This is a genomic window from Tistrella bauzanensis (assembly GCF_014636235.1).
Taxonomy (GTDB): domain Bacteria; phylum Pseudomonadota; class Alphaproteobacteria; order Tistrellales; family Tistrellaceae; genus Tistrella; species Tistrella bauzanensis.
Genome location: NZ_BMDZ01000101.1, coordinates 1 through 12,955, shown reverse-complemented (window position 1 = coordinate 12,955; position 12,955 = coordinate 1). Strand labels below are relative to the sequence as shown.

Here is a 12,955-nt window from a genome sequence, read left to right as displayed (position 1 = left end):
GGGCCATCAGCGCGCAATCCCGTTGAAACCAACGGAATCATCGCACCGCTCGCACGCTGGGGAAAGTCCGACAGGCTGCTAGAACCCGCGCTGGCGCCAGCGCCCGAAGATGGCCGATCAGCGCCTCCGGCGGCAGATAGCCATGCTTCACGAACACCCGGTCGACCGGCACCAGACAGCGATCCGCGCGCCGCGGGGTCCAGCCGATCTGGGCCGCGAACGGCACCTTGTCCTCGTCATGCAGCTCCAGGGTCGCCACGGAAGGATAGCGCCGGGCAAGGCCGGTCAGACAGGCGACAAGGCTGGCGGGCGGGGCAAAGGTTTCCTGCACATCCACCACCAGCAGAACGGTCGAATGGCGGTCGGTCACAAGATCCTCTCATCGTCCGGTGGCGGCGGGCCGGGCTTATGGCGGCGGGTTGGGCGTCATGCCGGTGCAGGGTGTTTCTGGTGCACTGCGATGTTTTTCTTCGCATTTGCGGTAGAGACGCCAGCTTCATATTCCACGAAACGGTGCTGCATCAAAAGACCATTGCGCGTGTGGCATCGGATGGTAACACTGTTTTGCACGAACAATGGCGACGGCCGACGGTGATCCGCGGCAGGGCCTGGCGGTTTTGCGCGCCCGGCCTGCGGTGACCACCGGAACGATGCCGTGCCGGTCATGCGGGAGGCTGCGGGCCATGCCGGCAGAGGGCAGGGCCGGGGGCATTCCCGCGTTTGAGGAAATGCCGTATGCCGCAGTCATCCAGCCCGCGTGAGGCCATCAGCGCCAACACGAGCGTCGAACATGATGCCGAGCCCTATTGGGCCGGGTCCTATCCGCCGGGCGTGACCTGGCGGCTGCCGCTGAAGCCGCGGTCGGTGACCGGTCTGTTGGCCGGCGCGGTGGCGAAATACGGCCCGCAGCCGCTGGTGTCGTTTGGCGATGCCACCTTCACCTATGACGATATCGACCGGCTGTCGGATCGTGCAGCCGCCGGGCTCCGGCGGCTGGGGGTGGGCCCCGGCCGGCAGGTCGGCCTGTATCTGCCCAACACGCCGGTCTACCCGATCATGTTCTTCGGCGCGTTGAAGCTGGGCGCGCGGGTGGTGAATATGAGCCCGCTCGACGCCCCGCGCGAACTGCGTCACAAGATCGAGGATGGCGAGGTGTCGGTGTTGGTGACGCTGGCCCTGCCGCCCTTTGCCGACACGGCGCTGAAGCTGCTGGCCGAGACCGATGTCACCGATCTTGTCATGGCGCGGCGCGCCGACGCCCTGCCGGGCGACGGCCCGCTGCCCTGGCCCGGCGGTGATGATCCCCATATCCACGACCTTCAGGATCTGCTGGCCTGCTCCGATCCGATCACCCCGGTCGATGTCGCCGACCCGGTGAACGAGGTCGCGGTGCTGCAATATACCGGCGGCACCACCGGCGTGCCGAAGGCGGCGATGCTGACCCACAGCAATCTGGTCATCTCCACCGAAATGCAGAACGCCTGGACCATGACGGGCGACGAGCCGATCCTGAAGGTCGGCGACGAAACCATGTTGCTGGTCCTGCCGCTGTTCCACATCTATGCGCTGTCGCCGTGCTTCCTGCGTTCGGTCGATTGCGGCTGGCATGTCGTTCTGCATCCGCGCTTCGACGCGGCGACCGTGCTGAAGGATCTGGTCGACCGCAAGGTGACGATCTTCCCCGGCGTGCCCACCATGTACACCGCCCTGATGGGTCTGCCGCAGTTCAAGACCGCCGATCTGTCCTGTCTGCGCAGTTGTGCGTCTGGTGGTGCGCCGCTGCCGGTCGAGGTGCGGGAGGCGTTCGAGCGCGCGACCGGCATTCCGGTGCTGGAAGGCTGGGGCATGACCGAAACCTCGCCCGCCGGCACCGGCAGCCCGATGATCGAGGGGTATCGTGCGCCGCGTGGATCCTGCGGCCTGCCGCTGCCGGGGCTGATCCTCGAAATCGTCGACCTCAACGACCCGCTGAAGCTGCTGCCGCCGGGCGAGACCGGCGAGTTGTGCATCCGTGGCCCGAATGTGATGAAGGGCTATTGGAAGCGGCCCGAGGCGACCGAGGACGCCTTTGCCGGCGGCCGCTTCCACACCGGCGATGTCGGCTATATGGACGAGAAGGGCTATCTGTTCCTGGTCGACCGCAAGAAGGACATGATCCTGTCGGGCGGCTTCAACGTCTATCCCCGCGTGATCGAGGAGGCGATCTACGAACATCCCTCGGTTGCCGAGGTGATCGTGATCGGCGTGCCCGACAGCTATCGCGGGCAGGCGGCCAAGGCCTTCATCAAGCTGAAGGACGGCGCCGACGAACTCTCGCTCGATGCGCTGAGGGATTTCCTGACCGACAAGATCGGCCGTCATGAACTGCCGGCGGCGGTGGAATATCGCGACGACCTGCCCAAGACGCCGGTCGGCAAGCTGTCGAAGAAGGAACTGGTCGCGGAAGAGCGCGCCAAATGGGCGGCGACGCAGGCGGCTGCCGAGCAGCGCGCCCGGGCTTGACGGACATACGGGCTTGACGGACATCCGGGCTTGCCGACGAAACCCAACTGTCAGCCGATCAGGCGCGTGGCGGCGGCGATGATCCGGCTGACCACCGGGCGTGGCCGCTCGATCGCGAAAAAGTGGCCGCCGGGCAGGGTGACCTGATTGAAGCCGGCGGCGCCGTAGCCGCGCCATTCCGCCATGGCTGTGGCCGGCGCTGCGCGGTCGGCGTCGCCTGAGAACGCGAGCAGCGGGCAGGGCAGGGGCGGGCGCCCGGCGCTGATGGCGGCAAAGTCGGTGATATAGTCGGCGCTCAACCTGAAATCGCCCCGCATGATCCGGATATAGTGCTGGCGCATCGAGGGGTCGTTGCGCACCGTCACCGGCGTGCCGCCATAGGCGCGGTCGAGCCCGTCGAAGAACGCGTCATCGTCCAGATCCAGCATGCGCGCGGCCGGGGTGGACAGATGCGGTGGCACCCGCGCGCCCAGCACCAGCAGTAGCGGCGGTTGCCCCGCCGCCACCAGCCGGTGTGCCACCTCCAGCGCCACCAGCGTGCCCATGCTGTGGCCATAGAGCACGACGGGTGATGTCGCGCCGCCGGTCTCGGGATCGGTCAGGACCGACGCCACGGCATCGGCAACCGCCGCGATCGAGACCGTCGGCGCCTCGGTCAGCCGCTGGTCGCGGCCCGGCATCTGCAGCACCGCCAGTGCCGCGGCATCGCCGGCCACAACCTGCCAGGGCCTGAAGGCGGCGGTGCTGCCGCCGGCATGGGGGTAGCAGATCAACCGGAAGCCGGATGTCGCGGCATCGCCCGCCGCCCCGGCACGCGCGGTGCCGACCAGCCATCCCGCCGGATCGATCCGGGACCAGGTATTGCGCGGCGGACGGAGTGAGATCATCGGCGGACACCTTGACGAAGCGCGGCCGGCCAGACGGCGACGGCGTTCATGATGCCGCAAACATCGATGAACATGCAAAAGGCCCGGTTCCGAAGAACCGGGCCTTTTGCGCGCTGGTTGGTGGTCTTGGAGGATGCGGCGGCGCCTGAACGCGCTGCGACGTGGCGATGCAGATTGACATATGTTCAGCATATGCCAACATGGTCTCTCCACCATGGAGGTGCCCTATGGCCCGTACCGTGTCCATCTTTCGCAACAACCGTAACCAGGCGATCCGCTTACCCAAGGATTTCGAGTTCCACGGGGTGACGGAGCTGACCATCGAACGAGAGGGCGATACCATCCTGCTGCGTCCAGTCCGGCCCGACTGGCTTTCGCTCGCCCAGGAACCGGTCGCGGATGCGGATTTCCTCAGCGAGCGGCCCGACCTCATCGAAGAGGGGCGTTTCTCTCTTGATGAAAATGGAGAGCATTGATGTCTGCCGTCTATATGCTCGACACCAATATCTGCTCCTTCATCATGCGCGAGCGTCCGGTCTCCGTTCTTGAACGTTTGCAAGAGGTGGCAGCAAGCCAGCATCAGATCGTCATTTCGGTCATCACCTACTACGAAATGTTGCTCGGCACCGTCGGCCGCAACGCCTCCCCCCGTCATGCGCGGCTGGTGGAAGCTTTCGTTGCCCGTCTCTCCGCTATCCTGCCATGGGACGCGGGGGCTGCGGAACACGCCACGCTCGTCAAGCAGGGTCTTGCCGCGAAGGGCACGCCCATCGGCGGCAATGACATCATGATTGCGGGCCATGCGCGGGCGTTGGAATGCGTGCTGGTGACGAACAAAACCCGCGAGTTCGCGCGGGTCGAGGGGCTGAAGATAGAGGACTGGGCGACAAAATGAGCCCAGCGGCCATGATCAGCCGAATCAACCAGTCGAATGGCGTTCATGATGCTGCAAACACCGGCCGACATGCAAAAGGCCCGGTTCCGAAGAACCGGGCCTTTCACGAACTGGCTGGGGGACTAGGATTCGAACCTAGGTTGACGGAGTCAGAGTCCGTAGTCCTACCGCTAGACGATCCCCCATCAGGACTGCGCCATCGAAACACAGGTTATGCCGAGTGTTGCGGCCGTGCCCGGTGTTGCGGTGGCGCCGGGCAATGTTCAGTGCCCCGCGTCGTGTGGCGGAAACTAATAAGACTGTTTGGGGATGTCAAGGCGCCTTTCGGCATTTTCATGATGCCCCACAATCAGGGCCGCGCCGGCGATGGTGGTGCCGTTCCGCGGTCCCCCGCACCGATGGGCCGACAGGTCCGGCTGGCGCCGTGGCCGTTCGGGACAATCACCGCCGCAATGCTTTCAAAGCCGGGGGAAAGGCGTTAGAACCAGACTTGAGACAGTCTCCCCATCCGGGGCGACGGTGATGAGTTTTTAGTTGAACGGCGTGGGTGCGGGAGGTTTCCGGTGCCCGCGGACGGGATGACCAGTGACGCAAGATCCAGAGGACCGTGCCGCGACGCGCTGGCGGCGGCGGCGGCGATCGCGTCGCGGCCGCCGAAAGCCGGCAGGTGCTGCCGCAGCCGCCGTGACGGCTGCTGACCAGAGCCGGCCGCCATCGGCGCTGCCCGGGGCCGGCGCCGGTGCACCCGACGATCCAGACACCGCAGCCGCTGTGCCGGCGGCTGCGGTGCGCCCGCATGCATCGGTGCCGGCACGGCCCGCCGCGGCGATACCGGCGCCGGTGACCTCGCCGGTTCCAACGGCGGCACAGGTTTCCGTGCCCCATCACAATCCGTCGCCGCCCTTCGCGGCGCTGGATCTTGGCACCAACAACTGCCGCCTGCTGATCGCCCGGCCGTCTGGCGACGATTTCGTCGTGCTGGACAGTTTTTCGCGCATCACCCGCCTGGGGGAAGGCGTCGAGGCAAGCGGCATGCTGCTGGATGCCGCCATCGACCGCACCGTGCGGGCGCTGAAGGTCTGCGGCGCCAAGCTGCGCCGCTGGCCGCTGGCCGGCGTGCGGCTGGTGGCGACCGAGGCCTGCCGCCGTGCCGGCAATGCCGACGTCTTTCGCGCCCGCGTTGCCAGTGAGGCCGGGCTGGAGCTTGAGATCATTCCGGCGGACGAGGAAGCGCGGCTGGCGGTGATCGGTTGCGCGCCGCTGATCGACCGGCAGGCACGACGGGTGATCGTGGTCGATATCGGTGGCGGGTCGACCGAGTTGACCGTGATCGAACCCGATGACAGCCTGGCCGATGGCCTGCGCCGGATCGACTGGGTGTCGCTGCCGCTGGGCGTGGTGACCATGGCCGACCGCTTCGGTGGTGGCGATGTGCCAGCCGCGACCTATCGCGCGATGCGGGCCGAGGTGTCGGGGCGGTTGGTCGATCTGGCGGCGCGGGTGGCGGTTGGCGACCATATCGCGGCTGGTGCCGTGCAACTGGTCGGCACCAGCGGCACCCTGACCACGCTGGCCGGGGTGCATTTCGATCTGGCGAGCTATGATCGTGGCCGGGTCGATGGCCGGCAGGTGACGGTGGCCGGCATCCGCGAGACGGCGGAACGCCTGCGGGCCATGGATCTGGCCGATCGTGGGCGCCATCCTTGTGTCGGGCGGTCGCGGGCCGATCTGGTGGTGCCGGGGGCGGCGATCCTGGAAGGGGTGTGCGATGCCTTTCCGGTCACCGGGTTGACCGTCGCCGATCGCGGCCTGCGCGAAGGCATGTTGTACGAGATGATCGCGGCTCACCGGTCCAGCCGTCGCAGGCCCGACCGGCGTGGCGGCGGCGGTCGGCGGACGTGACCGCCGGAATTGGAGAGATGACGCGATGACCACGGGCAAGAGCGGACGCGGTGGCCGCGGCGGTGGTGCCGGCCGGGGCGGCGGGCGCGGTGGCGACCCGATCGCGGGCCAGCGCATCGTCAAGCAGCGGGTGCGGACCAACAGCAAGCGCACCGCCTCATCGGCGCGCTGGCTGGAACGGCAGTTGAACGACCCATACGTGGCGGCGGCGAAGCGCGAGGGCTACCGGTCTCGCGCCGCCTTCAAGATCATTCAACTCGACGAGAAATATGGCCTGCTGCGCCCGGGCCAGCGGGTGGTCGATCTCGGTGCCGCCCCCGGCGGCTGGACGCAGATCGCGGTCGACCGCACCCGGGCCGGCCGCGCCGGTGGTGGCCGCGTGGTCGGCATCGACATCCTGCCGGTCGAGCCGATCGAGCATGCAACGCTGATCGAACTCGATTTTCTCGATCCCACCGCGCCGGATGTGCTGAAGCAGGCGCTGGGCGGCCCCGCCGATGTCGTGCTCTCGGACATGGCCCCGCCGACCAGCGGCCATCAGCAGGTCGACCATCTGCGGATCATGCATCTTCTTGAAATCGGCCTCGATTTCGCGACCGACGTGTTGAGCGAGGATGGCGCCTTCGTCGCCAAGGTGTTCCGTGGCGGTGCGGAAGGCGAGCTTGTGAAGCGCATGCAGCGCCTGTTCCGGACCGTGCGCCATATGAAGCCGCCATCCAGCCGGGCGGAAAGTTCGGAAATGTATGTCGTCGCCCAGGGCTTCCGGACCGAAGCCGCCGCCGCCGAGCGGGCGCGCGTGCAGAGCGGTGAAGACCACCGGATGAGACCCGACGCGACCGACTGACCCCATGGCCGGCGGGCTGCATCCGGGCGTCGCTCTGGCCCGCATGCAGCCGGCGAGGGGCGGCCCTGCGTTCATGCCCGCAGAAACCGGCTTCATGCGCGGGCGCATCGGTGTATATTGCGCGCCCATACACGGTACGCGCTGTTCACCCGCCGCACTCGGCCCGATCCTTTTCGGTCCGGGTTTTCCGCGTACCCGTCAGGCCGGTTGCCATCCCAGGCGCCGGCCCGGCGTCCAAGGCCCGAGAACGTGAGGCCCAGACCGATGACGATCCGCGAAGCCCTGACCTTCGACGATGTCCTGCTCGTGCCTGCCGAGTCGGATGTCCTGCCCGCCCAGGTGCAGACCACGACCCGGCTCACCCGCAACATCGAACTCGGCATTCCCCTGGTCTCCGCCGCCATGGACACGGTGACGGAAAGCGGCCTCGCCATCGCCATGGCGCAGCTTGGCGGGCTTGGCGTGGTGCACAAGAACCTCGACATCGACGCCCAGGCCGGCGAGGTGGCCAAGGTGAAGAAGTTCGAGGCCGGCATCGTCGTCAACCCGGTGACCATTCGCCCGGATGCGCGTCTGGCCGATGCCCATGAGCTGATGATCCGCCACAAGATCAGCGGCATTCCGGTGACCGAGGCCTCGGGCAAGCTGGTTGGTATCCTCACCAACCGCGATGTCCGCTTCGCGACCGACCCGCGCCAGCCGATCCACGAATTGATGACCCGCGAGAACCTGATCACGGTGACCGAGGGCGTCAGCCGGGAAGAGGCCAAGCGCCTGCTGCACCGCTATCGGATCGAGAAGCTGATCGTCGTCGACGACCAGTACCGCTGCGTCGGTCTGATGACGGTGAAGGACATCGAGAAGGCGCAGGCCTTCCCGAATGCCTGCAAGGACGATCAGGGCCGTTTGCGGGTCGGTGCCGCGATCGGTGTCGGCGCCGACGGTGCCGCGCGGGCCGAGGCGCTGATCGCTGCCGGCGTCGATCTGCTGGTGGTCGATACCGCCCACGGCCACAGCCGCGGCGTGGTCGATGCGGTCCGCCGCGTGCGCCAGATGGCGGGCAGCTTCGACGTGGTGGCGGGCAATATCGCGACCGGTGCGGCCGCGGAAGCGCTGATCGCCGCCGGTGCCGACGCCGTGAAGGTCGGCATCGGTCCGGGCTCGATCTGCACCACCCGCGTTGTGGCTGGTGTGGGCGTGCCGCAGTTGACCGCGATCATGGATTGCGCAGCCGTGGCGCGGAAGCACGGCGTGCCGCTGATCGCCGATGGCGGCATCAAGTTTTCGGGTGATCTGGCCAAGGCGCTGGCCGCCGGCGCCAATGCCGCGATGATGGGCTCGCTGCTCGCCGGCACCGACGAGGCACCGGGCGAAGTGGTGCTGTATCAGGGCCGGTCCTACAAGTCGTATCGCGGCATGGGCTCGGTGGGCGCCATGGCCCGCGGTTCGGCCGATCGCTATTTCCAGCAGGAAATCAAGGACACGCTGAAGCTGGTGCCGGAAGGCGTCGAAGGCATGGTGCCCTACAAGGGCCCGGTGGCCGGCGTGGTCCATCAACTGGTCGGCGGCCTGCGCGCGGCCATGGGCTATACCGGTGGCCGCACCATCGCCGACCTTCAGGACCGCGCCGAATTCGTGCGGATCAGCGGCGCGGGCTTGCGCGAAAGCCATGTCCATGACGTGACCGTCACCCGTGAGGCGCCGAATTATCGTCAGGCCTGACGACGCGTTCATCCGGCCTGATCCGGACTGACGGGGCGGGTGCCTGGCCGGGCGCCCGCCCTGACTTGTTACCGAACCGGCTGTTGCCATGTTATTCCTCTGCCCTCCATCCTATCTGTCCGCCCGTCGGACCCGTTCAGGAGCCTGACCGCCCATGACACCCGCTGCCCGCGTCGATGCCGCGATCGAGCTTCTGGACGTGATCCTGCGTGAAACCCGTCCGGCCGATCAGGTGATCGCCCATTGGCTGCGTGGCCGCCGCTATGTCGGCTCGAAGGATCGCGGCTGGATCGTCGAGGCGGTCTATGCCTGCCTGCGCGAAAAGCAGCGCCTGGAATGGTGGGCGTCGCGCGCCGGCCTGCCGGCGAAGCCGCGCAGTCTGGTCATCGTCTGCCTGATGCTGATCGACCATCGCACCGGCAACGAGATGCCGGAGCTGTTCGACGGCTCGACCCATGGCCCCTCGCGGCTGTCGGATATCGAGCGGATGGCGGTGCAGGCGCTGCATGGTCAGGCCCTGGAATCCGACATCCAGCCCCGTGCCGTGCGCCTCAATCTGCCCGGCATGGCGCTGGACCGGCTGATCGCGCGGTTCGGCGACCGGCTGGATGCGGTGGGCGAGGCGATGAACGCGCCGGCGCCGGTCGATCTGCGCGCCAATCTGCTGAAGGTCGACCGCGAGACCGTGCGCACCATGCTGGCCAAGGAAGGCGTGATCGCCGAACCGACGCCATTCTCGCCCATGGGTCTGCGGCTGGAACGGCGGATGCCGATCTTCCATACCCGCGCCTTCAGCAACGGCCTCGCGGAAGTGCAGGACGAGGGCTCGCAGCTGGTGGCGCTGCTGGTCGATGCCAAGCCCGGCGATCAGGTGGCGGATTTCTGCGCCGGCGCCGGCGGCAAGACGCTTGCCATGGCCGCGACCATGGCCAATAAGGGCCGGATCATGGCGCTCGACGTGTCGGAGGCGCGGCTTGAGCGGATGTCCGACCGCATGCGCCGGGCAGGGGCTCATAATATCGAGCGTCGCACGCTGAAGCATGAGCGCGACTCCTGGGTGCGCCGCCACAAGCTGAAATTCGACCGGGTGCTGGTCGATGCCCCCTGCACCGGTTCCGGCACCTGGCGCCGCTCGCCCGATGCGAAGTGGAAGCTGACCGAGCAGACCATCACCGAACTGGTCGACCTTCAGGCCCGCATCCTGGACAGTGCCGCCCGGCTGGTGAAGACCGGCGGCCGGCTGGTCTATGCCACCTGTTCGCTGCTGCCCGAAGAGAACGAGGCCCAACTCGCCCGTTTCCTCGACAGCCATGCCACGGAATTCCGCCAGCTCGACGCGCGTGAGATCCTGCCGGCCGATCTGGCGGCCGGGCTCGGTCTCGCCGGCCCCGAAATGGCGCTGGACCCTGCCGCACATGGCACCGACGGCTTCTTCGCCGTTGCCTTCGAACGTATCGCCGATCCTGAGGGCACCGAGCCGCCGCGTCGTCGCCGCGACGATGTCGACGAGATCGACGTCGATGGCGACGACGATATGGACGGTGAAGACATCATGGACGGTGAAGACATCGATGACGGCATCGATGCCGACGACATCGACGGCGACGCCGCACGTTAGGGCATACTGCCAGTCTGCTCCGCTTGTCTGCCGATATAGGGCGCCCGTAGGATAATGGGCGCCCTATTGGCGATAACGGGGGGAGACCATCATGAACAAGACGCTGCTGACATCAGACGGCGCCCGGATCAGCTATGTCGACGACGGTGCCGGCGAGGTTCTGATCCTTCTGCATGGCTGGTCGCAGTCTGCCGCCATGTTCCGTCACCAGATCGCCGAATTCAGCCGGACCCGGCGGGTGATTGCGCCGGATTTCCGGGGGCATGGCACGTCGCCGGATGCGGCGCATGGTCATCGCATCTATCGCTTCGCCGCCGATATCGCCGAACTGATGGCGCAGGAGCGGATCAGCCGGGCGACGATGCTGGGCTGGTCGATGGGCGCCTCGGTGCTGTGGGCCTATATCGACATTTACGGCACCGCCGCGATCGACCGCTGCATCTTTGTGGATGAGCCGGCGTCGGTTATGCGCCAGCCCGACATGGCCGACGACGACATGGCCGATGCCGGCGCCCTGTTCGACGCGGCGACCATGGTCACCATTGCCGCCCAGCTTGCCGGTCCTGAAAGCCACATCGCCCGTGAAGCCTTCCTCGACGGCATGATCACCGAGGGCATCGCCTCGGATCTGCGCCGCTTTCTGCTGGACGAAAACTGCCGGCCGGATGCCCGCAGCATCGCGTCGCTGTTCGTCGATCATTGCTCGATCGACTGGCGCGACCTGTTTCCCCGCATCGACCGGCCGGTGCTGGTGATCGCCGGCCGGGTCAGCCATGTCGGCGTCCGGTCGCAGGAATGGATCTGCACCCAACTCCCCAATGCCACGCTGGTCGTATTCGATGAACATGATGGTGGCGCGCATTTCCCGTTCATCGAGGCGCCGTCGGTCTTCAACGCCGTGCTGGCCGATTTCCTGGCGCCGGCCTGACATGACGCCATCATGACAAAGCATGGAACCAGCGGCCCGCCTGCCTGTTGATCCGTCGAGCGATCATCAATGACGGAGGGTCCGGCCATGGCGGGCGCCAGGCCAACGCCAGACCACGAGTTGTCCGACCGAGAGGCGTCCGGCCATGCCGGGCGGGCCGAAGCCGCGACGCTGGCGAAGCTCGCTTTGGGCATGACGCTGTTCGGCTCGGCGACGCCGGTCTCGAAGGTCGTCACCGGCGCGATGCCGGTGTTCGTGGGCGGCGCGCTGAGGGTGGCGATCGGGGCGCTGGTGCTGATGCCGGCGGTGTGGCGCCATCGGCAAGACATCGCATCCATCGACCGGCGGGGCTGGATCCTGATCGGGCTGATCGCGTTGTTCGGCATGTTCGGTTTCACCGCCTTCATGCTCTATGGCATGAAAATGGTTTCAGGCGTGGTCGGTGCGGTGGTGATGAGCACCACCCCCGCCGTGACGGCCGCGGCATCGGTCCTGTTTCTGCGCGAACGCGCCGGCTGGCGCATCCTTGGCGGCATCGCATTGGCGGTGGCTGGTGTGCTGGTGCTGCAACTGGGATCGGCCGATGGCGGCGGCACCGGCGGCGGCGGAGCGGATGGCGCAGCGTCGGGCGCTGGTGGCCAATGGCTGGGCGCCAGCCTGATCTTTGCGGCGGTGTGCTCCGAAGCCGCCTATACCCTGCTTGGCAAACGTGCCTCCAGCCGGATCGATCCTGTGCTGGTCGCGGCATTGGCGGCGCTGATCTCGCTGCCGGCCTTCGTGCTGCTGGCAGTGTGGCAGTGGCCGGGTTTCCAGCCGGAGCAGGTCTCGACCGGCGCGTGGCTGGCGGTGCTGTGGTACGGGGCCGGCACGCTCGCACTCGGCAGCTGGCTCTGGTATGCGGGCGTGGCCCGGGCGCCGGGGGCGGTGGCGGCCGGTTTCATGGGGCTGATGCCGGCATCGGCGCTGATCCTGTCCTATGTGCTGCTGGGAGAGCCGTTCCGCGTTATCCATCTGGTGGGCTTTGCGATCGTCTTCGCCAGCGTGCTGATGATCGGCTGGGAACATGCCCGCATGGCTCGGGCGTCAGATCGCAAGGCCGGGGAGTAACCATCTCATGGAGACCATGGAGATTGTGATCCGTCTGGGCGTCGCGACCGGCGCCGGCCTGCTTCTGGGTCTGGACCGCGAATTGCGCGGCGTCTCGGCGGGCATCCGCACCCATGCGCTGGTGGCGATGAGTTCAGCCCTGATCACGGTCTCGGCGCTGATGCTGTATAATGACATGCGCACTGACGGCCGGGCCGATGTCGACCCGTTGCGTGTCGTTCAAGGGCTGGCGCAGGCGATCGGCTTCGTTGCCGCTGGCGCCATTGTGGTATCGAAGACCTCGGTCCATAACCTGACATCGGCTGCCAATATCTGGTTGGCTGCGGCGATCGGCATCGCCGCCGGGGCCGGGCAGATGGTGCTGGTGGCGGTGGGCGTGGGCTTCGGCGTGGTCATCGTCACCCTGGTCCGGGTGCTGGAACGCTTCATTCCCGGCAGCGAGAAGGGGGATGGGTGACACAGCCGCTCACAGGGCAACGAGTCCAGGTTAACGCGCTTGCAGAGCCGCCATGAGGTATTGTGTGTCCCACGTAGCAAGTTTGCGCCTGGC

The 12,955-nt window shown here is 67.1% G+C and carries 12 protein-coding genes and 1 tRNA gene; 10 read left to right on the top strand and 3 right to left on the bottom strand.

Going from position 1 to position 12,955, the window contains the following annotated elements; translation table 11 throughout:
* Positions 1 to 37: 37 nt before the first annotated feature.
* On the bottom strand, positions 38 to 370 hold the full coding sequence (locus tag IEW15_RS23600) for a cysteine hydrolase family protein (RefSeq protein ID WP_188582670.1): 333 nt from the start codon (positions 368 to 370) through the stop codon (positions 38 to 40).
* Between the two features lie 365 nt (positions 371 to 735).
* Here IEW15_RS23600 and IEW15_RS23595 point away from each other — a divergent pair, with 365 nt between their 5' ends.
* Positions 736 to 2,502: an AMP-binding protein gene (locus IEW15_RS23595; protein ID WP_188582668.1), complete on the top strand. Its 1,767-nt coding sequence runs from the start codon at positions 736 to 738 to the stop codon at positions 2,500 to 2,502.
* Positions 2,503 to 2,552: 50 nt separating this feature from the next.
* Here the strand turns inward: IEW15_RS23595 and IEW15_RS23590 are convergent, their stop codons facing one another.
* Positions 2,553 to 3,389 (bottom strand): thioesterase II family protein, encoded by an 837-nt coding sequence (locus IEW15_RS23590; RefSeq protein WP_188582666.1) that lies wholly within the window; start codon positions 3,387 to 3,389, stop codon positions 2,553 to 2,555.
* 227 nt (positions 3,390 to 3,616) lie between these two features.
* Between IEW15_RS23590 and vapB the strand changes: the two genes are divergently transcribed.
* Together vapB and IEW15_RS23580 are read left to right on the top strand one after the other, a co-directional pair.
* The gene (gene vapB, locus IEW15_RS23585; RefSeq protein WP_188582664.1) at positions 3,617 to 3,865 is read left to right on the top strand and encodes a type II toxin-antitoxin system VapB family antitoxin; all 249 of its coding nucleotides are present in this window, start codon (positions 3,617 to 3,619) and stop codon (positions 3,863 to 3,865) included.
* Entirely contained in the window at positions 3,865 to 4,284 is a 420-nt protein-coding gene (locus IEW15_RS23580; RefSeq protein ID WP_188582662.1) for a type II toxin-antitoxin system VapC family toxin, read from the top strand. The genes vapB and IEW15_RS23580 overlap by 1 nt, the downstream gene beginning before the upstream one ends.
* A gap of 111 nt (positions 4,285 to 4,395) precedes the next feature.
* On the opposite strand, the gene IEW15_RS23575 is transcribed toward IEW15_RS23580, so the two are convergent.
* Positions 4,396 to 4,469 (bottom strand) — tRNA-Gln (locus IEW15_RS23575).
* Positions 4,470 to 4,968: 499 nt separating this feature from the next.
* On the opposite strand from IEW15_RS23575, the gene IEW15_RS23570 reads away from it, so the two are divergent.
* From IEW15_RS23570 to IEW15_RS23540, 7 genes are all read left to right on the top strand, one after another.
* A complete protein-coding gene (locus IEW15_RS23570) occupies positions 4,969 to 6,186 on the top strand; it encodes a Ppx/GppA phosphatase family protein (RefSeq protein WP_229708610.1) in 1,218 nt (405 codons plus the stop codon).
* A 25-nt stretch (positions 6,187 to 6,211) separates the two neighbouring features.
* A complete protein-coding gene (locus tag IEW15_RS23565; protein ID WP_188582661.1) occupies positions 6,212 to 7,030 on the top strand; it encodes an RlmE family RNA methyltransferase in 819 nt (272 codons plus the stop codon).
* A gap of 264 nt (positions 7,031 to 7,294) precedes the next feature.
* A complete protein-coding gene (guaB, locus tag IEW15_RS23560) occupies positions 7,295 to 8,752 on the top strand; it encodes an IMP dehydrogenase (RefSeq protein WP_188582659.1) in 1,458 nt (485 codons plus the stop codon).
* Positions 8,753 to 8,906: 154 nt separating this feature from the next.
* Positions 8,907 to 10,370 carry an RsmB/NOP family class I SAM-dependent RNA methyltransferase gene (locus IEW15_RS23555; protein WP_188582657.1) on the top strand — a complete coding sequence of 488 codons (1,464 nt, stop codon included), beginning with the start codon at positions 8,907 to 8,909 and terminating at the stop codon, positions 10,368 to 10,370.
* A 91-nt stretch (positions 10,371 to 10,461) separates the two neighbouring features.
* Positions 10,462 to 11,298 carry an alpha/beta fold hydrolase gene (locus tag IEW15_RS23550; RefSeq protein WP_188582655.1) on the top strand — a complete coding sequence of 279 codons (837 nt, stop codon included), beginning with the start codon at positions 10,462 to 10,464 and terminating at the stop codon, positions 11,296 to 11,298.
* Between the two features lie 87 nt (positions 11,299 to 11,385).
* Positions 11,386 to 12,405, top strand: coding sequence for a DMT family transporter (locus tag IEW15_RS23545; protein ID WP_188582653.1), 1,020 nt, complete (start codon positions 11,386 to 11,388; stop codon positions 12,403 to 12,405).
* 7 nt (positions 12,406 to 12,412) lie between these two features.
* On the top strand, positions 12,413 to 12,862 hold the full coding sequence (locus tag IEW15_RS23540; protein WP_188582651.1) for an MgtC/SapB family protein: 450 nt from the start codon (positions 12,413 to 12,415) through the stop codon (positions 12,860 to 12,862).
* Positions 12,863 to 12,955 lie beyond the last annotated feature (93 nt).